Origin of the sequence: Comamonas thiooxydans, from assembly GCF_002157685.2 — a bacterium.
GTDB lineage: Bacteria > Pseudomonadota > Gammaproteobacteria > Burkholderiales > Burkholderiaceae_C > Comamonas > Comamonas testosteroni_H.
Genome location: NZ_AP026738.1, coordinates 3,996,799 through 4,018,176, shown reverse-complemented (window position 1 = coordinate 4,018,176; position 21,378 = coordinate 3,996,799). Strand labels below are relative to the sequence as shown.

Below are 21,378 nucleotides of genomic sequence, written 5' to 3'. Positions count from 1 at the left end.
ATGGCGCCGGGCTGGCCGTTGCCACGGTCTGTGCTCTGTCGGCAGACAAAGGCACTGACATGAGCAATTCCGTCATCATCGTCCTGAACTGCGGCTCGTCGAGCATCAAGTTCGCCGTCTTCGAGGCCGCTAGTCCCCTGCCGCGCAAGCCGCTGTGGAACGGCAAGGTACAGGGGATTGGCGGGCCCGCTCCCGACTTCGGTGAAACCGGCGTCCAGCCTTTTGCCATCGAACTGGGCGCAGAGCATCCGTATCGCGATGCGCTGCGCATCATCCGCGAGCGCATCACGGCCCGGCTCGCGGACCGGCCCGTGGCGGCGATCGCCCATCGGGTGGTGCATGGCGGCAGCAAGTATTTCGAGTCCACCTGCATCGATGCAGGCGTGTTGCGAGACTTGCGCAGCTATGTGCCGCTGGCGCCGCTGCATCAGCCGTTTGCGCTGGAGGCCATCGAGATCCTGTTGCGCGAGCGGCCCGACATCGTGCAGATTGCCTGCTTCGATACCGGCTTTCATCACAGCTTGCCCAAGGTGGAGCAGATCCTTCCGCTACCCTACGAATGGTGGCAGCGCGGCGTGCGCCGCTATGGCTTTCACGGGCTCTCGTATGCCTATATGGCGACCGCGCTGGCCGAGCGTCATGGAGACAGGGCCAGGGGGCGCACCATCGTCGCCCATCTGGGCAGCGGCGCCAGTCTGTGTGGCATGCAGCAGCTGCAAAGCATGGCGACCACCATGGGCTTCTCGGCCCTGGACGGATTGATGATGGGCACCCGTACCGGGGCGTTGGACCCGGGGGCCGTGCTCTATCTGATGGAGATCGAGAAACTGACGCTTCAAGAGGTGGGGCGTCTGCTCTATCACGACTCGGGGCTGCTTGGCGTGTCGGGCATCTCGTCCGAGCCGCGCGTGGTCCTGCGCCATGTCCAGGATTCAGGTGAGGCTGGCGAGCGGGCACGCATCGCGCTGGACCTCTTTGTGCGCCGCATCGTGCGGGAGATCGGCTCTCTGGCCGCTGCGCTGGGCGGGCTGGACATGCTGGTGTTCACGGCGGGCATTGGCGAGCACAGCGAGGAGATTCGCGCCCGCGTCTGTGCCGGTCTGGATTGGCTGGGCCTGGGGCTGGATGCTGAGGCCAATGCAGCCCATGCGCCGGTCATTTCATCTGCAGACAGCCGGGTAGTGGTGGCGGTTGAGCCTACGAATGAGGAGTGGGTGGCCGCCCGCGATACGGTGCGGCTTCTCGCGGATTCATAGTCTTTTTGACGCGCATCGAGTAGCGGCCGGGCTTGAAGGCGCCATGCATATATTCATGGCGGCCCAGAGCAGCGGCTGGGCGGTTGCCGCTTTACCGAATGGCTTCGCTCTCTTGCGCCGGATGCTGCCTGGCCGCATCGATGCTCGCCTGGATGGCCGCGCGTGCCTGAGGGCTGTTCTTCCAGCAGCTGGAGCCGGTGAGGGCAGAGGCCTTGGCGACGATGTCCAGGGCGTTGGCCTGACGCAACTGGGCAAATGAGCCGTAGCCCAGGGATTCCAGCCGGCTCAGTACCGTCGGGCCCACGCCCTTGAGGGCAAGCAGTGATTGGCGTTCTTCGATGGTGAATGGCATGGGTCGAGGCCTTGAAGTTGGAAGGGAAAAGACTTTCAGCAGAAACAGGCGATACACCCGCCATGGTTGCCGTGGCGCCCGGCCAGAACTCAGGCCATGCTCGACAAGGTTTTTCTGAACCGCATCAGCGACAGCCAGAACAGCACGGCGCCGATTCCCGCCAGCCACAGAAAGGGCTTCCACACGGTTTCTATGCCGGCGCCGCGATACAGAATCGCCTGACCCAGCTCCACAAAATGCGTGGTGGGGGCGAACAGCATCACATCCTGCACCAGCTGGGGCATGGATTCGCGGGGTGTCATGCCGCCGGACAGCAATTGCAGCGGCAGCAGCGTCAACACCATCAGCAGGCCGAACTGCGGCATGCTGCGCGCCACCGTGGCCAGGAAGATGCCCATGGCCGTAGTGGCAAACAGGCACAGTGCCGAGCCTGCCATGAACAGCAGCAGACTGCCTTCGATGGGCACTTTGAGCGCGCCGCGCACGACCAGATTGAGCGAGACACCTGCCGCCAGCAGCACCACGGCTCCCATGGACCAGACCTTGGCCAGCATGATCTCGGTAGGCGTCACGGGCATGACCAGCAGATGCTCGATGGTGCCATGCTCGCGTTCGCGGATCAGCGCCGCGCCCGTGAGGATGATGGAGAGCATGGTGACATTGTTGATGATCTGCATCAGTCCGCCGAACCAGATCTTGTTCAGTCCGGGGTTGAAGCGCGCGCGCAGCTCCAGGTCCACGGGCAGTGCGCTGCCTCCCCGGTGACGCTGCACGAACTCGTTGACTTCGGCCAGCACGATCTGCTGCACATATCCGCTGCCGGAGAATGCCTGGCTCATGCGTGTGGCATCCACGTTCAGCTGCAGCTCGGCCTTTCTGCCGGCCAGTACATCGCGCTGGAAGTTGGGAGGAATGGTCAGCGAGAAGGTGAAGTCGCCTGCATCCAGCCCGGGATCCACATGGCTGAAATCCACCATCTGCGGAGGCATGAACTGAGGCGGGTAGAACGCCGAGGTGATGCGTGCGGACAGCGGTGACTGGTCTTCGTCGACGATGGCAATCGGCGCCTTGTGCAGCGTATCGGGCATGGCCGTGGCCGCGGTGTAGACCGAGGCCGTGAAGGTGTAGACGATGAGCACCAGCATCACCGGATCGCGCCACAGGCTCCACAGTTCCTTGACGCCCAGGCGCCAGATATTCTTCAGGCTATGCCACATGGTGTTTCTCCATGACGAAAACGAGGGCTGCTGCTGAAACTGGCGCTGGCCCACCGCCAGGACAGCGAGCAAGGGCCGCCCCGCAGCGAGGCTGTCGTCGGTTGCCCGCATGCCCCCCTCCCGCGTTAGCGAGAGAGGGCGCCGTGCACACGGGGGAAGCTGCGCAGCAGCTCAGGGGGAGCTTCATCACTTCTCCTGCTTGGGCAGAGCCCAGATGGCCACGCCCATGATCACGGGAACGGCAATCAGCAGCGGCAGCAAGGTAGGTGCCAGATCGTGCAGTCCCAGCGCCTTGTTGAAGACGCCACGGCTGATGGCGAACATATAGGTGGCCGGGTAGATCTCGCCAATCCAGCGACCGGCGCCTTCGAGCGAGGACACCGGATCGGTCAGTCCCGAGAACTGCGTGGCCGGAATCAAGGTGCCCAGCATGGCAAAGAACATGGCGGCAATCTGGCTGCTGGTGACGGCAGAGGCCAGCAGTCCCATGCCCGTGGCAATGATGCTGAAGAGCAGGGCGGCCATGACGAGCAGAGGGAAGCTGCCGGTCATGGGCACGCCGAAGACAAAGACCGCCATGGCGCACATCAGAAAGAAGTTCAGCATGGCCAGCACCACATAAGGCAGTTGCTTGCCCAGCAGAAACTCGATGCGGGTCACGGGAGTGACGTACAGATTCACGATGGAGCCCAGTTCCTTTTCCCGCACCACGGCCAGGGCCGTGAGCATGGCGGGCAGCATCATCAGCAGCAGCGGAATCACGGCCGGCACCATGGCGGGCAGGCTTTTCACATCGGGGTTGTAGCGAAAGCGGGTTTCCAGGCTGACCTGGCTGCCGAGCTGAATGCCCAGACGCTCCCGCGCCTGCTGCACTAGCCACAGCTGGTGCATGGCCTGGACATAGCCTTTGACGGTCTCGCCGCGCTGGGGCATGGCGCCGTCGAACCAGGCGCCCACGGCTACCTTCGAGCCGCGCAGCACGTCACGGCCAAAACCGGGTGGAATCTCGATGGCCAGCGCCAGCTCGCCGCTTTTCATGCGCCGGTCCAGGTCCGCATAGTCCTGGATGGGAGGCATTTCAATGAAATAGCGCGAGCCTGCGAGATTGTTCACATAGTTCTGGCTGATCGTGCTCTGGTCGCGGTCGAGCACGGCAAACTTCAGGTCTTCGACGTCCATGCTGATGCCGAAGCCGATCACCACCATCAGGACCAGCGAGCCCACCAGAGCCAGGGTGGCCCGCACGGGATCGCGCTGCAGCTCCAGCGCCTCGCGCCACAGATAGCTCCACAGGCGCTGCAGGCTGAAGCCGGTGCCGCTGGAGTGTGCTGCGGAAACAGTAGCTTGCTGCGGTTGACTTGATTTGGAATCGGCATCTTCTGATGCTGAAAACGAGTCCGAGCAAGCGGTGGCAGCTTCTTTTTTGATATCAAGCACGGGGGCAGCCTCGCCCGAGGCCTCCACCAGATAACCGATGAAGGCCTCCTCCAGTGTGGCAGCGCCGCGCTTGGCGGTCAGTGCTGCCGGCCTGTCGCTGTCCAGCACCTTTCCCGCATGCATCATGGACATGCGGTCGCAGCGCTCGGCTTCGTTCATGAAGTGCGTGGAGATGAAGATCGTCACCCGGTCGCGGCGCGAGAGCTCGATCAGCAAGCGCCAGAACTGATCGCGAGCCACGGGGTCCACGCCCGAGGTGGGCTCGTCGAGAATCAGCAGCTCCGGCTTGTGCACCATGGCCACGGCCAGAGACAGGCGCTGGCGCATGCCCAGCGGGATATTGCCGGGCAGCGTCTCGCGCACTTCGGTGAGCCCGAAGCGGGTGAGCATTTCCTCGACCCGCGCAGGGATCTCGGCCGGATCCACGTGGAAGAGTTCGGCGTGCAACACCAGGTTCTGCAGCACGGTCAGCTCGCCATAGAGCGAGAAGGCCTGCGACATATAGCCCACGCGCCGGCGCGTGGCCACGTCATGCGGATCGATTTTCTTGCCAAACAGCCAGGCATCGCCCTCGCTGGCGGGCAGCAGCCCGGTCAGCATCTTCATGGTGGTCGATTTGCCGCAGCCGTTGGAGCCCAGAAAACCGAAGATCTCGCCGCGACGAATGCGGAAATTCACATGGTCCACGGCCACGAAATCGCCAAAGCGCATGGTGAGATCACGCGCCTCGATGGCGATGTCGTCATCGCTGGTCTGCAGCGGCGGGATCACCACGGCGGCATGGCCACGCTTTTTTTCCTCGGGCAGCAGGGCGATGAAGGCCGCTTCCAGCGCCGGCATGCCGGTGCGCGCCAGCAGCTCGGCGGGGGTGCCGGTGGCCAGAATCAGGCCGTCATCCATGGCTGCCAGCCAGTCGAATCGCTGGGCCTCGTCCATATAGGCCGTGGCAACGATCACGCTCATCTGCGGGCGCTGGCCACGGATGCGGTTGATCAGATCCCAGAACTGTGCGCGCGCCAGCGGGTCCACGCCGGTCGTGGGCTCGTCCAGAATCAGCAGGTCGGGGTCGTGGATCAGGGCGCAGCACAGCGCCAGCTTCTGCTTCATGCCACCCGAGAGCTTGCCGGCTGGGCGGGAGAGGAATTTCTGCAGTCCGGTGCTCTGGGTCAGATCGTCAATGCGCGCCCGGCGCTCGGCCGCGTCATGCCCGAAAAGGCGGCCGAAGAACTGCAGGTTCTCTTCCACCGACAGCGTGGGGTAGAGATTCTTGCCCAGGCCCTGAGGCATGTAGGCAATACGGGGACAGACGGCATCGCGATGCTTTTTGCTGCGCATATCGCCGCCAAGCACCTGTATCTCGCCGCCCTGCAGGGCGCGCGCTCCGGCAATCAAAGACAACAGGCTGGACTTGCCCACGCCGTCAGGGCCGATCAGGCCGACCATGATGCCTGCAGGAATCTCCAGGCTCAGTCCGCGCAGCGCCTGCGTCTTGCCGTAGGCCAGCGTCACCTCGCGCAATATGGCTACATGCTTGTTCATGGCAAACAGGGCCCGGGCGTTCACGAGGCCGAAGCGTCGCCGGTGCGCAGTTCCAGCTTGGCCGGCCATTCGCGCTCTTTATCGAGCTTGATCCAGGCCACGCCGGGCAGGCCTGTCTTGACTTGAGTCAGGTGCTTTTGCAGCAGGTCCGGTGCAATGCGGGCCTTGACGCGGAACATCAGCTTCTGTCTTTCGCTGGCCGTCTCCACGGTCTTGGGCGTGAACTGGGCGGTGCTGGCGACAAAGGACACCTGAGCCGGGATCACATATTGCGGAGCCGCATCCAGCACGATGCGCACCTCGGTGCCCAGTGCTACCCGGCCTGCCACGGTCTCGGGCAGGAAGAAGCTGATGTAGACGTCCGAGACATCCACCATGTTCAGCACCTTGCCGCCTGCGCCGATCACCTCGCCGGGCTGGGCCAGCCGGTATTGCACGCGGCCGTCGCGCGGGGCGGTGAGTTCGCTGTCCTTCACATCGGCATCGATGCGCTGGACGGTGGCGGCAGCGGCCGTCACCGCCGATTCCGCACCTATGGTCTGGGCCTTGGCAGCGTCGATGGCCGCCTTGGCTGCCGTGGCCTGTGCCTGGGCGGCCTTGAGTGCGGCCTGGGCGCCACGCACGCGGGCCCGGTCGTCGTCCAGTTCCTGCTCCGATGAAGCACCTTCGCGTGCCAGTGTCTCGGAGCGCTTGACGCGGCGCAGCGCTGCATCCAGTTCGGCTTCGCGCTGGGCAACAGTGGCCATGGTGGCAGCGTACTGGCTTTCGCGCAGCGCGATTTCGGCACGCGCCGATGTCACGGCATGAGAGGCGCGCTCGCGGCCCGCAATGGCTTCGCGCTGCTGGGCCTGCAGGCTTTCGATCTGCATGCGCGCCAGTGGCTGACCGGCTTTCACGAACTCGCCTTCCTGCACCAGGATTTCAGCGATGCGGCCCGCATATTTGGTGGCGACGTCGATTTCGGTGGCTTCGATGCGGCCGTTGCCGCTGACCAGGCCTTCGGATGCCTGTGCGCTGCGCCATTGCTGCCAGCCATAGGCGCCCAGGGCGGTTGCGGCAACGATGAGCGCGGCGATGGTCAATTTCTTGTTCATGGACATGGATTCGCAGGTCAAGGTTGGAGGGCTGCAGGGCTGGGGGCGCTGCTCTGGCCTTGAGCAAAGTAGCCTCCACCCAAAGCGGCATAGAGAGCGACCTGGGTGGACAGCAGGGCTTCACGGCCCTGAACCAGTTGCTGCTCGGCACTCAGCAGGTCACGTTCGGCATCCAGCACATCGAGATAGGGCGAGGCTCCCTGGTCATAGCGCAGCCGGGCGAGGCGGCTGCGTTCCTTGAGTGCAGCGCGCTGCTCGGTCAGCACCACGAGCTGCTGCTCGAGTATGGTGCGGCTGGACAGGGCATCCAGCACTTCGCGCATTGCGGTCTCTATGGTTTTTTCGTACTGGACCACGGCCATGTTCTGTCGCACGGCCTGCATATTCAGGTTGGCCTGGCGCTGGCCGCCGTCAAAGATCGGCAGCGAAATCGTGGGGGCAAACTGCCAGGCACGGCTGCCGCTTCTGAACAGGCCGTCGAGCTCCGCGCTGGCCGTGCCCCAGCTGCCAGTCAGCGCGATACGGGGTAGAAACGCAGCGCGCGCGGCGGCCACATTGGCCTTGGCCGCCTGCAGCCCGTACTCGGCGGCAATAATGTCGGGGCGCTGTGTCAGCAGATCGGATGGCAGACCTTCGGGAATGGGTTTCAGTATTACGGCGGTGGAACTGCTTTGCGGCAAGCGGTCTGTATCCATTCCCGTGAGCTGCTGCAGTGCATTGGCTTGCAGCGCACGTTGCTGTGCCAGCTGGGTGCCTATGGCCTTGGCCTGGTGAACCAGGGTCTGTACCTGCGTGAGCGCATAGCGAGAGGTGGACCCCACTTCGGTGCGGCGCTTGAAGATGCGCAGCGATTCCTCGCGGCTGGCAACCGTGCGCTGGGTCAGGGCCAGGCGTTCGTCGAGGCTGCGCAGGGCCAGATAATTCAGTGCAACCTGCTTGACAAGACTGGATTGAACCGCATGCTGCGTGGCATCCAGCGCCAGATAATTGCCTAAGGCAGCATCGCTGAGACTTTTGACACGGCCCCAAAGATCGAGCTCCCAGCTGTTGAGCCCGATGAACACCTCCTGATCGCCCGCTACCACGGAGCGGCCGGTTGCGTTGAGATCGCCGGGCACACGTGCTCTGCCATGACTGCTGCCCAGGCCAATACTCGGCAATCGAGCAGCACTCTGTATGCCATAGGCAGCCTGGGCTTCCTGCACACGCAGCAATGCAAGGCGCTGGTCCTGATTGTGGGCAAGAGCTGCGCGAATCAGCTCCTGCAGGTTTTGGTCAAGGTAAAAGTCTTGCCAGGCAATCGAGGCCGTATGTGCTGGCGCGGCGTTCTCTTGTTTTTTTGTCCACTCCTGAGGCCACTTGTCCGGCAGCTTGGCCTGGGCCTGTGGCTGCAGAATCGGCACAGTCGGGCTGCAGGCGGCCAGTGCCGTCAGCAATGTGGCTGCTGCCAGCAGGCGTATCGGTGTGGTGTTGTAGGGTGGTGTGCGATTTGCTGAAGGGGCCATGAATGCAGAACCTGCGACTTGAAAGCTTTTGGCTTCCGGTTATCGCAAGATTTGTATAGATGTATATCCCTAGTATTGGGGGGTGGCTCGCAATTCAGTTTGAGCTATGTCAAGCAATGGAGTCAAGCGCCAGAAACAACAAAGCCCCGCGAGGCGGGGCTTTGTTGTTTCGGTGCACGAAGGCCTTAGCCGCCGCGACGCATCATGTCGAAGAACTCCACATTGTTCTTGGTGGCCTTCATGTTCTTGATCATGAGTTCCATGGACTCGATCTCGTCCATGTTGTACATGAACTGGCGCAGGATGCGGGTCTTCTGCAGGATCTCGGGAGCCAGCAGCAGCTCTTCGCGGCGTGTACCGCTCTTGGTGAGTTCGATGGCCGGGAACACGCGCTTTTCGTACAGGCGACGGTTCAGGTGCAGTTCGCTGTTGCCGGTGCCCTTGAATTCTTCAAAGATCACTTCGTCCATGCGGCTGCCGGTGTCGACCAGTGCCGTGGCGATGATGGTCAGCGAGCCGCCTTCTTCCACATTGCGGGCCGCGCCGAAGAAGCGCTTGGGGCGCTGCAGCGCATTGGAGTCCACGCCGCCCGACAGCACCTTGCCCGACGAGGGCACGACGTTGTTGTAGGCGCGGGCCAGGCGGGTGATGGAGTCCAGCAGGATGACCACATCCTTGCCCAGTTCCACCAGGCGCTTGGCACGCTCGATCACCATTTCGGCCACGTGCACATGACGGGTAGCTGGCTCGTCAAAGGTGGAGGCAATGATCTCGCCCTTCACCGAGCGCTGCATTTCCGTCACTTCTTCAGGGCGCTCGTCCACCAGCAGCACCATCAGGTGCACATCGGGGTGGTTGGCGGTGATGGCATGGGCAATGCTCTGCATCATCATGGTCTTGCCGCTCTTGGGCGGTGCCACGATCAGCGCGCGCTGGCCGCGGCCAATGGGGGCGATGATGTCGATGATGCGGCCGGTGATGTTTTCTTCGCCCTTGATGTCGCGCTCAAGGCGCATCTGCTCCTTGGGGAACAGAGGGGTCAGATTCTCAAACAGCACCTTGTGCTTGTTTTGCTCGGGTGGGCCGCCGTTGACCTTGTCGAGCTTGGTCAGTGCAAAGTAGCGCTCGCCGTCCTTGGGGATGCGCACTTCGCCTTCGATCATGTCGCCGGTGTGCAGATTGAAGCGGCGCACCTGGCTGGGCGAGATATAGATGTCGTCGGTGCTGGCGGTGTAGCTGGTATCGGGGCTACGCAGGAAGCCGAAGCCATCGGGCAGGATTTCCAGCACGCCGTCGGCGAAAACCTGTTCACCGGCCTTGGCGCGCTTTTTGATGATGGCGAACATCAGTTCCTGCTTGCGCATGCGACCGACGTTTTCGATCTCAAGCGCTTCGGCCTGCTTCAAGACTTCAGACACGTGCAGTGCCTTGAGTTCATTAAGGTGCATGAAATGACTCCAAGCGTGGAGTGAGAATAACCAGGGGGGGAGGCGTAGAGCCTAACGAAACACTGTGAAAGTGGGCAGGCTTGCCTGAAGAAAATCCAGCGCGGTCCCATGCGGTGGCCGGCGGTTCATACATTATGACAGGAAAACTGGCGCAGCTTGCAAGCAATTTATCGAGGACTTGTCATCTGCAGCCTGTGCCGGGTCTGTAGCAGATGCAAATGGGGGGCTGCGCGTGCCCAGAAGCAAACAGAGCTCCATTGGGAGCCCTGTTTGTTGAATGCATCAGATGTGCTGGTCGAGGAAGGCGGACAGTTGCGTCTTGTTCAACGCGCCAACCTTGGTGGCGGCCAGTTGGCCGTCCTTGAACAGCATCAGCGTGGGAATGCCGCGAATGCCGAACTTGGCAGGGATCTCACGGTTTTCGTCCACATTCATCTTGGCGATCTGCACCTTGCCTTTGTAGCCTTCGGCCACATCGTCCAAGATGGGGGCGATCATCTTGCAAGGGCCGCACCATTCAGCCCAGTAATCCACCAGCACGGTCGTGCCGGGTTGCAGTACGTCAGACTCAAAGCTTGCATCCGTGATGTGCTTGATCAATTCGCTGGCCATTTGTAGTCCTGGATTTTCTTGAATCAAAAAGGTAGGCGGTCTATTCGCCTAGTGAGTTGATTGTGACAGAAACTCATCTCCCGCCACGGTGTGTGGCTGGTTGTTTGCAGCTATCGCGCTAATAGTGCCCGCAATATTGCAGAAATGCCGTCGGTGGTATTCTGCGCACCCTTTGGCGGCCGGTGGCTGCCGGCAGATTGAGGTGGTAGAAGTATGAGTGTCTCGGAGCCCTTGATGGCCGATTCCGAATGGGTCTGTGATGTGGCTGTGATCGGTGCCGGGCCTGCAGGCTTGATGGCGGCCGAGCAACTGGCAAAGGCCGGCTTGTCGGTCAGAGTGTTCGAGGCGAAAGCCTCGGCGGCTCGCAAATTCCTCATGGCCGGCAAAGGCGGTCTCAATCTTACGCACTCCGAGGAGTTTTCGAGCTTTGTGACTCGCTATGGCTGCCGCTCTGCAGATTTGACTCCCTGGCTCGAAAAGTGGGGGGCGAGCGAGCTTCAGGCCTGGGTCAAGGAACTGGGCTTTGATACCTTTGTGGGGTCATCCGGAAGAGTGTTTCCTGCGGATATGAAGGCGGCGCCGCTGTTGCGTGCCTGGCTGGTGCGTATGAAGTCGCAGGGCGTGCAGTTTCATATGCGTCATCGCTGGATAGGCTGGTCAGAGGATGGCAAGCCGGTTCTTCAGACAGAGGATGCCAGAGTCAAGATTGGCTGCAAGGCGTTGGTGCTCGCGACGGGTGGCGGCAGCTGGGCGCGTCTGGGTTCGGACGGCGCTTGGGTTTCGTTGCTGCAGGACAAGGGGGTGGGCATTGCCCCGCTGCAGGCGGCCAACTGTGGTTTTGATGTGGGCTGGCCGCAAGGACGTGAAGCCGGCTGGAGCGAGGTCTTTGCTCAGCGCTTTGCCGGGCAGCCGTTCAAGTCGGTGGTTTTGAAGTTTGCGGACGAGCAAGGTGCCGGTTTTGAGCGTCAGGGTGAATTTGTTGCGACGCAGACCGGGGTGGAGGGGAGCCTGATCTATGCTGTCTCCTCCCTGTTGCGGGACTGCATTGCCCGCCAGGGCGCTGCGCGCTTCGAGCTGGATCTGCTGCCGCAGTGGAGTGCGGAGCGTGTGCAGCAGGAGGTGATGCGGCCGCGCGGCTCGCGCAGTCTCAGCAGTCATCTCAAAGGGCGTCTGGGGCTTGATGGCATCAAGGCGGGTTTGCTGTATGAGGTGCTCGGCAAGGATGGCATGGCGGACATGAAGCGCCTGGCATCCACGATCAAGGCGGTGCCTTTGACGGTGATCGCACCGCGCCCCATCGATGAGGCCATCAGTACTGCAGGCGGAGTTCGTCTGGAGGCTCTGGATGCGCGGGGGATGTGTGCTGCTCTGCCTGGCGTCTTCTGTGCGGGAGAAATGCTGGACTGGGAGGCTCCCACGGGCGGTTATCTGCTCACGGCCTGTATGTCCTCTGGTGTTCATGTGGCCGAAGGGGTGCTGAACTTTCTGCGGGACAACTGACTCGCGAGCTTGTGCCTGTCTGTGTGGCGGGGACGCTGCATTGAATCCTGGAGCGATCCCGCCTTGATGGCGGGTGTTCTTGTCTGCCGCAGCGCTTAGGCGGGCTAGGCTTGGCCGCAAGTCGGCATTGCTATTGCTATTTGTGGGCAGGCGGCGGTCGGCATCGAGCTGTACCCCGGAGCGTGGCTGCAATGCATAGCTCAATCCGAGGGGGAGGCCCTTGCCCACCGGGCGATGTGGGGGCTTCCGCAAATACCCGAACAATGTGTCTGATTGACTCTTGAGCTGGGCTTTGTGGCAGGATGGCTGTATCTCAAGCCCTGCCTGGAGCCGGCTTTGGGTGGGCGGCCGCAAGTGGCGGGTGCCCCTCCTACGAGGCGAACTCTTGCTGTGGGACAGATGTCTTGAACCGGAGACATTACGCTGGCAACATTGCTCCATCGGTTGAGGAGTCGTGACGGATTTGCGTTGTTACCGGAAAAGGAGGTTGGACATGTTTTTCGGCAAGATCTTCGGTTTTGGACGTTCCGAACCGCGCTATATCCGCCGTACGCGTGCCTATCTGCAAGAGGCGCGCATGGCTGTTCTGGAGCACACTATCGCGGCGGAGTACTACCAGTCCTCCGCTCAGATGTACGCCGAACGTGCCGCGCGACTGGAGGATGAATTGCGAGCCTGGGAGCAGGGCGAGCAGCATATTCCCGTGGTGCCGCATCACTATCCCTATGTCCCTCACTCTGCACACAAGGCCGTCGCCGTAGATGCGCCGCCCGTGGGTGCTTCGGTGGGGGTGGTGAGAGCTGCCTGAGCAGATAAAAGAAAAAGCCTGTATGAATGCATACAGGCTTTTGAATGGCTCCTCAACCTGGGCTCGAACCAGGGACCTACGGATTAACAGTCCGGCGCTCTACCGACTGAGCTATTGAGGAATGTGTCGGTGTGACATGCCTTGAGCGATTGCAAGGCGACTAAATTTTGGCTCCTCAACCTGGGCTCGAACCAGGGACCTACGGATTAACAGTCCGGCGCTCTACCGACTGAGCTATTGAGGAATGTGTCGGTGTGACATGCCTTGAGCGATTGCAAGGCGACTAAATTTTGGCTCCTCAACCTGGGCTCGAACCAGGGACCTACGGATTAACAGTCCGGCGCTCTACCGACTGAGCTATTGAGGAATGTGTCGGTGTGACATGCCTTGAGCGATTGCAAGGCAACTAAATTTTTGGCTCCTCAACCTGGGCTCGAACCAGGGACCTACGGATTAACAGTCCGGCGCTCTACCGACTGAGCTATTGAGGAATATGTCGGTGTGATGCTTTGATATCCGCAAAGCATCGGAATTCTTGGCTCCTCAACCTGGGCTCGAACCAGGGACCTACGGATTAACAGTCCGGCGCTCTACCGACTGAGCTATTGAGGAAGAAGACCTAGATTATAGGGTGTAAAAATGAGCTCGCAGGAAGTTCATCACAATTTCATTAAATTCTCTGTGCCTGATACCCGAACTGGCCGCACCGTTCACGTGGATTGGTGGCGACGCTATGCTTTTGATGATTGAACAGTGCGGTGACCCGGTGGTTGCTGCACGCCATATTGATATATGACTGTACGTACCATTTTGAAGATGGGTGATCCCCGTCTGCTGAGGCTTGCCAAGCCCGTGACTGAATTTGATACGGATGCGCTGCATCTGCTCCTCAAGGATTTGCTGGACACCATGCATGCTGCCAACGGTGCTGGCCTGGCGGCGCCGCAGATCGGCGAGGATTTGCAGATGGTGGTGTTTGGCTCGGGTGAGCCCAATCCCCGTTATCCGGATGCCCCCATAGTGCCCCGCACCGTGCTGATCAATCCAGTCATCACACCCATCGGTGAAGAGGAGCAACTGGATTGGGAAGGTTGTCTGTCTGTTCCCGGTCTGCGAGCCATGGTGCCACGCTGGAGCAAGGTGCGCTACACCGGCTTTGATATCTACGGCGACCCGATTGACCGCACGGTCGAGGGCTTTCACGCGCGCGTGGTCCAGCATGAGTGCGACCACCTCTGGGGCAAGCTCTATCCGATGAGGGTGCGCGATTTCAGTCGTTTCGGCTTTACCGATGTACTGTTTCCCGGCATCGCTCAGGCCGAGGAAGACTGATCGGCCACTGACAAGCGCTCCGGATCTCTCTTTTCTCTTCTTTGCTGGATGCAAGACACAACTGGGAATGTGTCTTGCATCCTTTTGTTCGTTATAGAGGGCATGAATGCCTCGATGGACATGATCTGCATCAATTTCAAGTGCCCGATCGCAGCCAATGAGGCTGTTTTTTTTGCTTTGGAAAGGTTCTGGTCAGCACTTTGTATACAAAACTGTAGACAATTTTGGTGTCCTAGCAACGTACAGTCTCGACTCATGCCCTTCTGGGTATGGCTTTGATTGCGTAATGGAATAGTCCGTCCGGCGGATGTCATGCAATCAAAGGAGATTGAAAGACTGACCTGGGTGAATGAAAGAGTGGTTTGCTCTTTTCTATAGGTCGGATCGCTCTCGAAGAAGAGCGACTGGCTGCAGCACAAGGCCTCGCTGGGGCGATCGGAAAAGATCGCTGCCGAAAGAGTTGCTGCAAGTCGACCGGACAGAGCGAAAGGCCTCTAGAGCCTTGGTGAGTAGGTAATTTAGGAGACAAAGATGAACGATCAGACCGGAGCATCCAGGGATGCGGCCGTCAAGCGCCCCGAGGATGAGAATCTTGGCGTCACCGCCAACCTCATGTATGGCTTGCAACATGTGTTGACCATGTACGGCGGTATCGTGGCTGTGCCTCTGATCGTGGCTGAAGCGGCAGGCATGTCTGCTGCCGATGCCGGTCTGCTGGTGACCGCCTGCCTGTTCATGGGTGGTGTGGCAACCTTGCTGCAGACCCTGGGCATCCCTTTCTTCGGCTGCCGTCTGCCTCTGGTTCAAGGTGTTTCATTCGCAGGCGTGGCCACCATGGTCAGCATTCTGCACACCGGGGGCGGCATGCAGGGCGTGCTGGGAGCCGTCATGTACGCCTCGGTACTGGGTCTGATCATTGCACCGGTTTTTTCGCGCATCACCAAATTCTTTCCACCGCTGGTCAATGGCTGCGTGATCACGGTGATCGGCATGTCGCTGATGCCTGTGGCTGCGCATTGGGCCATGGGCGGCAATGCCAAGTCTGCTGATTACGGCAGCATGGGCAATATCGGTCTGGCCGGTCTGTCGCTGTTCATGGTGCTGCTGTTCAGCAAGCTGGGCAATGCCATGCTGTCGCGCCTGTCGATTCTGGTGGCGATCGTGGTGGGTACCATCACGGCCGTCTTCATTGGCAAGGCCGATTTCTCGCAGGTGTTCAACGGCCCCATTTTTGCGGTGCCTACGCCTTTGCACTTCGGCTGGCCCACTTTCGACATGGCGGCCACCATCTCCATGTTCATCGTGATTCTGGTGATCCTGGTGGAAACCTCGGCCGACGTGCTGGCCGTGGGCGAAATCGTGGACAGCCCTGTGGACGGTCGCCGTCTGGGTGATGGTCTGCGCGCCGACATGCTCTCCAGCATTGTGGCTCCCATCTTCGGCGGCTTCACGCAAAGCGCTTTTGCACAGAACGTGGGTCTGGTGGCCGTGACCGGAATCAAGAGCCGCTTCGTGGTGGCTTTCTCCGGCCTGATCCTGATCGTGTTTGGCGTGCTGCCGGTGATGGGCCGCATCGTGGCTTGCGTGCCTCCCTCCGTGCTGGGCGGTGCCGGCCTGGTGCTGTTCGGTACCGTGGCTGCCAGCGGCATCCGTACCCTGGCCAAGGTGGAATACAACAACAATATGAATCTGATCATTGTTGCCACCTCGGTGAGCGCGGGCCTGCTGCCGGTGGTGGCTCCCAAGTTCTATGACCAGTTCCCTGCATGGTTTGCCACGATCTTCCACTCGGGCATCAGCGCAACGGCGCTGGTTGCCGTGACCCTGAACCTGCTCTACAACCACTTCAAGCAAGGCAATTCCGATCAGCCTTCCGTCTTTGAAGCCGGCTATGGCCGCGCCCTGAGCCAGCATGTGCTGGAAGCCCTGGCCGATGGGGACCGCGTCGAAGGTGGCAAGGTCTATGACAAGGAAGGCAAGGAAGTGCCCATCATTCCGGTCAAGCCGGCACATGGCCATTGAGCCGAGATCAAAGTGCGCGCGGTGGGGTCTGACCCCGTCGTGATTTACACCGCTATCCCGAGGGATAGCGGTTTTTTTATGCCAGCCTCAAAAGCGGCGGACTCCAAGGAGTCCGAGGGAGGACACTGGCGGCTCTTCAGTGGGACACACCCAAGATGGCATGCAGGCGCGCGCTGGTCGTCGTGTATTCCAGCAACGGCTTGCTGTCTTGCAGGTATTCGGCGGCTGCAAACGCGGCCATGGTGGCCTCGTGGAAGGCGCAGAGGATCAGCCGTTTCTTGCCGCTGTAGCTGACGATGTCGCCGATGGCATAAATCCCCGAGGCGCTGGTGGCAAGCGTTGCCGGATCCACGGCCAGCTGTTTGCGCTCCAGTGCCAGGCCCCAGTCCGTCAACGGGCCCAGCTTGGGTGAAATGCCCTGGTAGACGAGCAACTGTTCGACAGGATGCAGATGTTCGTCGCCTTCGCCGTCCATCCATTGCACGGACTCCAGTAGGCCATCGCCGTGCCGCACTTCGGTGATCTGGCCGATCAGTACTTCGACGGTGCCAGATTCGCGCAGTTGCTGAAGCCGGGTCAGTTGCGCCGGCTCGGCATTGAAGCTGTCACGGCGATGCATGAGAACGGTTCTGGCCGCGCTTGAACTGCAGGCAATGGCAGCTGCTACGGCATCCTCATCGCCGCCATAGACCAGCACCTGGCGACCTGCAGCCATATCCAGCTGCTGCGGGTGATAGTGCAGCTGGCCCGTGCCGAGCTCATCCACCCCCGGTGCTTTGAGGGCCTTGGGCACGAACGCGCCGACGCCTGCGGCGATGAAGACGGTACGGGTGTGGAACAGCGCTCCTGCCGTGGTGCCGACCTGCCAGCGTCCGTCGTCGAGGGCTTGCAGAGTCTGTACTTGCTGGGATAGATGGCGGGTCACCTGCATGGGCGCGATCTGCTTTTCCAGCAGTTGCACCAGCTCCAGGCCCGTGCAGACGGGAATGCCGGGAATGTCGTAGATGGGCTTGTGCGCGTAGATCTGGCTGCACTGGCCGCCCACATGGGGCAGGGCATCGATCAAATGGGCTTGAATGCCCTGCAGGCCAAGCTGGAAGGCCTGAAACAAACCCGCCGGACCTGCGCCAATGATGATGGCGTCGGTTTCCACGGCGGGTTGTAGTGAGAGGGAAGCGTTGGTCGTTGCGTTGGACAGGCTCATGCAGGCAAGCGTAGCGCAGTCCGCGTCCTGACTGGCTTAGCGCTCCAGCAAATCCACTTTGTTCGGCTTGCCATTCCACTCGTCGGCGTCGGGCAGCGAAGCCTTGCGCTTGGTGATGCTCTTCCAGCTCTTGAGCTGGGACAGATCCACGTTCAGCTTGATGAAGGCCAGTTGATCTGCGGGGACATCTTCTTCGGCAAAGATGGCATTGGCCGGGCACTCGGGAATGCAGACGGCACAGTCGATGCATTCATCGGGATCGATCACCAGAAAGTTGGGGCCTTCACGGAAGCAGTCCACGGGGCAAACGTCCACGCAATCGGTGTACTTGCACTTGATGCAGTTTTCGGTAACGACGTGAGTCATTGAGAATCTTCTTCTTGGGTGGGGATTGGTAAAACCCCGTGATTTTAGGTTTTTTCCCGCGCAGCGCCAGTGCCTGGCTGGATAAGGCCGTATGGAGATCTGGTTTGGCGGCCAGATCGCGGTTGCGGCCTTGTCTTCATTGGCTTCAGTTCACCAGCGCGGCACCGGCCGTTGCATTGCTGGCGGTGTCCACCAGAATCAGCGAGCCCAGCTGGCGGGCTTGGGTGAAGGGGGCGGCCGGAATGGCTTCCTGCAGCACCAGCTCCACCTGGCCGATGGCATTGGCCTCGAGCTGCTGCGCGTCTTCCTTGTCCAGTGTATTGATATTGAGGCGGTGCACCAAGCGGCGCGCCTTGGCCTTGACCCAGCGATGGCCATGCAGCGCCCAGTAAACGCGACCGGGCACCAGGGGTTCTGTGTCCATCCAGGCCACGGTGGCGGTAATTTCGCGGCTGCTGGGCCAGGGGCTTGCGGCAGCAGGGGCATCAAAGTCATCCTCGGCCACTTCGGCTTGCACCGGGGCGGCAATGATCCAGTCGCCGCGCGAGACATCGACCTCGCGGTCCAGCGTGATCCCTGCGGACAGGCCGGCAGCTACCTCCTTGGGAGCGCGGGCATGGTCTATGACCTGGGCCACGGTCGCGAGCTGGCCGCTGGGCAGAATCTGCACCTGGGCACCGACCCGGGCCACGCCCGTGGCGACACGGCCCCAGAACACGCGGCGGCCCTGGCTTGTGTCGGACGAAGAAGAGAACTTCTCCACCCACTGCACGGGGAAGGCCAGCGCCAGATCGCTGTCGGTGGGCGTGTTGGGCAGTTGCTCCAGCAGTTGCAGCAGGCTGGGGCCGTGGTAGCCGGCCCAACCGTCAGTGCTGTTGACCACGTTGTAGCCCTTGAGCGCGGACACGGGCACGGTGGCCGTGATCTTGATGTCTGCGGAGGCCGTGAACTTCTGCAGCGCCGCGCTGATATGGGCAAAGGCCAGGGCCGGGTCCTGCACGGCATCGAGCTTGTTGACGGCAAACACCAGCGAATTCACGCGCAGCAGATGGGCCAGCAGGCTGTGGCGGCGGGTCTGGGGCAGCAGCTCCAGATCGGCATTCTTCCAGTCCAGCTTGGTGGCGTCGACCAGCACCACGGCGGCGTCGGCGCTCGATGCCGCCGTGACCATATTGCGTGTGTACTGCTCGTGACCGGGAGCGTCGCCGATGATGAACTTGCGCGACTCGGTGGCGAAGTAGCGGTAGGCCACATCGATCGTGATGCCTTGTTCGCGCTCGGCGGCCAGGCCGTCGGTCAGCAGGGCCAGATCCGTCTCGCCGGACTTGGTGACGCCGGCCAGCTGATCCTGCAGCACGGCGCGGGTGTCCACCAGCAGGCGACCGATCAGCGTGCTCTTGCCGTCATCGACCGAGCCGCAGGTGATAAAGCGCAGCGCGCTGCTGTTATGTGCATCAAATTGGCCTGAAGCGCTTGATGGGTTTGCGCTAGCAGCTACGGAATTAATAGTCTCAGTCATCGCATTCTTTCTAAAAACCGACATGTCCCAACTCAGAGACACCGAGGAAGCGCCGCCGCGCACCGAGGGTGTCGTCCCCTTCCGGAGCGAAGCTCCAGAGAAGGGGAAGGCGCGTAGCGCCTCAGGGGATGCCTTAGAAGTAGCCGTCTTTCTTGCGCTTTTCCATGGACGCTTCGCTGGTCTTGTCGTCCATGCGCGTCGCGCCGCGTTCGCTGACCTCGGCGGCCAGGGTTTCGATCACGATGTCTTCGGCCGTTGCTGCCGTGCTTTCCACGGGGCAGGTGCAGGTGATGTCGCCCACGGTACGGAAACGCACATCGCGCTGCACGACTTCCTCGCCGTCACGCGGCGGGGTCAGTTCGGTCACGGGCACCAGTAGGCCCTTGCGCTCCACCACATCGCGCTTGTGGGTGTAGTAGATCGATGGCAGGGCGATGTTTTCACGGGCGATGTACTGCCACACATCCAGCTCGGTCCAGTTGCTGATAGGGAAGACGCGGAAATGCTCGCCCTGTGCAATGCGGGTGTTGAACAGCGTCCACAGCTCGGGGCGCTGGGCCTTGGGCTGCCACTGGCCGAAGCTGTCGCGGTGGCTGAAGATACGCTCCTTGGCGCGGGCCTTTTCCTCGTCGCGGCGCGCGCCGCCGATCAAGGCATCGAAGCGGAACTCGTCAATCGCCTCCAGCAGCGTCACGGACTGGTGCACATTGCGCGATTCGCCGGGGTGTGCCAGGCGCACGGTACCGCGTGCCATCGAGTCTTCCACGCTGCGCACGATCAGCTCGGCGCCCAGCTCCTTGGCTCGCTGGTCGCGGAAATCGGTCACTTCGGGGAAGTTGTGGCCGGTGTCGATCATCAGCAAGGGATAGGGGATGCGGCCTGCGCCAAAGGCTTTTTCGGCGCAGCGCAGCATGACCAGCGAATCCTTGCCGCCCGAAAACAGCAGGGTGGGGCGTTCAAAAGCGGCGGCCACTTCGCGCAGGATGAAGATGGTTTCTTCTTCCAGCGCATCCAGGTGGCGATTGCTGAGATGGCTCAACACGGAAGTATCCACACGGGCGTTCATAAATACACTTTCAAGCGAAACAGTTCTCTAGCGCATATGTAGCAAGCGCTGGTTGCTATTTTTTAGTGAGCGATGTGGAGGCCGCACTCGCGGTTGTCTTCGCCCTTGGTGGGGTCCACATAGTCAAAGTTGTTGGGCAGGCCGTGCTTTTCGCAGTATTCGTACAGCTCCTTGGACGACCAGTGCAGCAGAGGTGCAACCTTGATCAGGCCGTCGGGATTGATGCTCACGGGCTCCATCTGTGCTCGCACGGCGGTGTCGGTGGCGCGCAGGGCGGTGAACCAGACCTTGGGTGCGGTTTCACGCAGGGCGCGGGCAAAGGGCTCCAGCTTCACCTCTTCGGTGAAGGCCGCATGGCGCGGATCGTCCAGCGCTGGCGTGGCGCCTTCCACGGCCTCGCGGTGGGCGCGTGAGCGCAGCGGCAGGTAGATCTTGAGCTTGAGCCCAAGCTGCTTGGTCACCGCATCGGCAAACCGATAGGTGGCTTCGGTGTTGTAGCCGTTGTCCATCCAGACCACGGGCACGTCGGGGTTGGCGCGCGTGACCATGTGCAGGATCACCGCCTCGAAGGGGCGGAAGTTGGTGGTGACTATGGTGGACTGACCCAGGCCCACGGCCCAGTTCACCAGCGCCTGGGCGTCGCGGCCCAGCTCGGCGTTGATTCGTGCCAGATCCAGGTCGAGGGTGCTTGCGGGGGCGAGCTGGCTCATGCTTGCACCTCTACGAAATGGGGCTGTGTGTGCACGGCATCGGCCTGGTAGAAACCGCCAAAGCGCTCGAACTGGCGCTGGGCGTCGGCGGCGTCCACGCCTTCGCGCAGCACGGCGCTGCTAAAGCCCGTGCGCTCCATCTGAACCAGCTGGTCGATCAGCACATCGCCGGTGGCGCGGATGTCGCCCGCAAACTTCAGGCGGCGACGCAGCAGATAGGCCTGGCTGAAGGCACGGCCGTCGGTGAAGTTGGGGAAGTACAGATCCACCTGCGTGATGCCGTCCAGATTCGCCTCGAGGGCGTTCACGTCATTGGCCAGCACCAGCACATTGCCGGTGCTTTCGGTGGGGGCCTGGTATTCGTTGCTTGCCAGAATTTTCATGACTCTAT

At 61.4% G+C, this 21,378-nt stretch carries 18 protein-coding genes and 5 tRNA genes; 5 read left to right on the top strand and 18 right to left on the bottom strand.

Going from position 1 to position 21,378, the window contains the following annotated elements; translation table 11 throughout:
* The first annotated feature begins 59 nt into the window (after positions 1-59).
* A complete protein-coding gene (locus CTR2_RS18665; RefSeq protein ID WP_087084517.1) occupies positions 60-1,256 on the top strand; it encodes an acetate/propionate family kinase in 1,197 nt (398 codons plus the stop codon).
* A gap of 91 nt (positions 1,257-1,347) precedes the next feature.
* Here the strand turns inward: CTR2_RS18665 and CTR2_RS18660 are convergent, their stop codons facing one another.
* From CTR2_RS18660 to trxA, 7 genes are all read right to left on the bottom strand, one after another.
* The gene (locus tag CTR2_RS18660) at positions 1,348-1,608 is read right to left on the bottom strand and encodes a Pathogenicity locus (RefSeq protein WP_046462518.1); all 261 of its coding nucleotides are present in this window, start codon (positions 1,606-1,608) and stop codon (positions 1,348-1,350) included.
* Positions 1,609-1,697: 89 nt separating this feature from the next.
* Positions 1,698-2,825 carry an ABC transporter permease gene (locus tag CTR2_RS18655; protein ID WP_087081958.1) on the bottom strand — a complete coding sequence of 376 codons (1,128 nt, stop codon included), beginning with the start codon at positions 2,823-2,825 and terminating at the stop codon, positions 1,698-1,700.
* A 186-nt stretch (positions 2,826-3,011) separates the two neighbouring features.
* Positions 3,012-5,801 carry a ribosome-associated ATPase/putative transporter RbbA gene (gene rbbA / locus CTR2_RS18650; RefSeq protein ID WP_140401068.1) on the bottom strand — a complete coding sequence of 930 codons (2,790 nt, stop codon included), beginning with the start codon at positions 5,799-5,801 and terminating at the stop codon, positions 3,012-3,014.
* 20 nt (positions 5,802-5,821) lie between these two features.
* A complete protein-coding gene (locus CTR2_RS18645; RefSeq protein ID WP_087084518.1) occupies positions 5,822-6,901 on the bottom strand; it encodes an HlyD family secretion protein in 1,080 nt (359 codons plus the stop codon).
* Between the two features lie 11 nt (positions 6,902-6,912).
* On the bottom strand, positions 6,913-8,355 hold the full coding sequence (locus CTR2_RS18640; RefSeq protein WP_087084519.1) for an efflux transporter outer membrane subunit: 1,443 nt from the start codon (positions 8,353-8,355) through the stop codon (positions 6,913-6,915).
* Positions 8,356-8,585: 230 nt separating this feature from the next.
* A complete protein-coding gene (gene rho, locus CTR2_RS18635; protein ID WP_003053478.1) occupies positions 8,586-9,848 on the bottom strand; it encodes a transcription termination factor Rho in 1,263 nt (420 codons plus the stop codon).
* Between the two features lie 282 nt (positions 9,849-10,130).
* Positions 10,131-10,460: a thioredoxin TrxA gene (trxA, locus tag CTR2_RS18630; RefSeq protein WP_003053480.1), complete on the bottom strand. Its 330-nt coding sequence runs from the start codon at positions 10,458-10,460 to the stop codon at positions 10,131-10,133.
* 213 nt (positions 10,461-10,673) lie between these two features.
* Here trxA and CTR2_RS18625 point away from each other — a divergent pair, with 213 nt between their 5' ends.
* Both CTR2_RS18625 and CTR2_RS18620 read left to right on the top strand, forming a co-directional pair.
* Positions 10,674-11,960, top strand: a complete 1,287-nt coding sequence (locus CTR2_RS18625) for a TIGR03862 family flavoprotein (RefSeq protein ID WP_087081961.1) — start codon at positions 10,674-10,676, stop codon at positions 11,958-11,960.
* A gap of 493 nt (positions 11,961-12,453) precedes the next feature.
* The gene (locus tag CTR2_RS18620) at positions 12,454-12,768 is read left to right on the top strand and encodes a hypothetical protein (protein WP_003067300.1); all 315 of its coding nucleotides are present in this window, start codon (positions 12,454-12,456) and stop codon (positions 12,766-12,768) included.
* A 45-nt stretch (positions 12,769-12,813) separates the two neighbouring features.
* Here CTR2_RS18620 and CTR2_RS18615 read toward each other — a convergent pair.
* The 5 genes from CTR2_RS18615 to CTR2_RS18595 all read right to left on the bottom strand — a co-directional run bounded on the left by CTR2_RS18615 (position 12,814) and on the right by CTR2_RS18595 (position 13,380).
* Positions 12,814-12,889 (bottom strand) — tRNA-Asn (locus tag CTR2_RS18615).
* Between the two features lie 47 nt (positions 12,890-12,936).
* Positions 12,937-13,012: transfer RNA gene (locus tag CTR2_RS18610), tRNA-Asn, on the bottom strand.
* Positions 13,013-13,059: 47 nt separating this feature from the next.
* Positions 13,060-13,135, bottom strand: a tRNA-Asn gene (locus CTR2_RS18605).
* A gap of 48 nt (positions 13,136-13,183) precedes the next feature.
* Positions 13,184-13,259: transfer RNA gene (locus tag CTR2_RS18600), tRNA-Asn, on the bottom strand.
* A gap of 45 nt (positions 13,260-13,304) precedes the next feature.
* A tRNA-Asn gene (locus CTR2_RS18595) sits at positions 13,305-13,380 on the bottom strand.
* 180 nt (positions 13,381-13,560) lie between these two features.
* Between CTR2_RS18595 and def the strand changes: the two genes are divergently transcribed.
* Entirely contained in the window at positions 13,561-14,100 is a 540-nt protein-coding gene (def, locus tag CTR2_RS18590) for a peptide deformylase (RefSeq protein ID WP_087081963.1), read from the top strand.
* Between the two features lie 531 nt (positions 14,101-14,631).
* Positions 14,632-16,122, top strand: coding sequence for a nucleobase:cation symporter-2 family protein (locus tag CTR2_RS18585; protein WP_003069706.1), 1,491 nt, complete (start codon positions 14,632-14,634; stop codon positions 16,120-16,122).
* Positions 16,123-16,258: 136 nt separating this feature from the next.
* Here the strand turns inward: CTR2_RS18585 and CTR2_RS18580 are convergent, their stop codons facing one another.
* The 6 genes from CTR2_RS18580 to CTR2_RS18555 form a co-directional block, all read right to left on the bottom strand.
* The gene (locus CTR2_RS18580; protein ID WP_087081965.1) at positions 16,259-17,326 is read right to left on the bottom strand and encodes an NAD(P)/FAD-dependent oxidoreductase; all 1,068 of its coding nucleotides are present in this window, start codon (positions 17,324-17,326) and stop codon (positions 16,259-16,261) included.
* Positions 17,327-17,362: 36 nt separating this feature from the next.
* A complete protein-coding gene (gene fdxA, locus CTR2_RS18575; protein WP_003053491.1) occupies positions 17,363-17,692 on the bottom strand; it encodes a ferredoxin FdxA in 330 nt (109 codons plus the stop codon).
* Between the two features lie 145 nt (positions 17,693-17,837).
* Positions 17,838-19,211, bottom strand: coding sequence for a sulfate adenylyltransferase subunit 1 (locus CTR2_RS18570; RefSeq protein ID WP_034379301.1), 1,374 nt, complete (start codon positions 19,209-19,211; stop codon positions 17,838-17,840).
* A 133-nt stretch (positions 19,212-19,344) separates the two neighbouring features.
* On the bottom strand, positions 19,345-20,277 hold the full coding sequence (cysD, locus tag CTR2_RS18565) for a sulfate adenylyltransferase subunit CysD (RefSeq protein ID WP_087081966.1): 933 nt from the start codon (positions 20,275-20,277) through the stop codon (positions 19,345-19,347).
* Between the two features lie 62 nt (positions 20,278-20,339).
* Positions 20,340-20,987, bottom strand: coding sequence for a phosphoadenosine phosphosulfate reductase domain-containing protein (locus tag CTR2_RS18560; protein ID WP_087081968.1), 648 nt, complete (start codon positions 20,985-20,987; stop codon positions 20,340-20,342).
* On the bottom strand, positions 20,984-21,370 hold the full coding sequence (locus tag CTR2_RS18555; protein ID WP_087081970.1) for a DUF934 domain-containing protein: 387 nt from the start codon (positions 21,368-21,370) through the stop codon (positions 20,984-20,986). Before CTR2_RS18555 ends, CTR2_RS18560 begins: the two co-directional genes overlap by 4 nt.
* Positions 21,371-21,378: the final 8 nt, after the last annotated feature.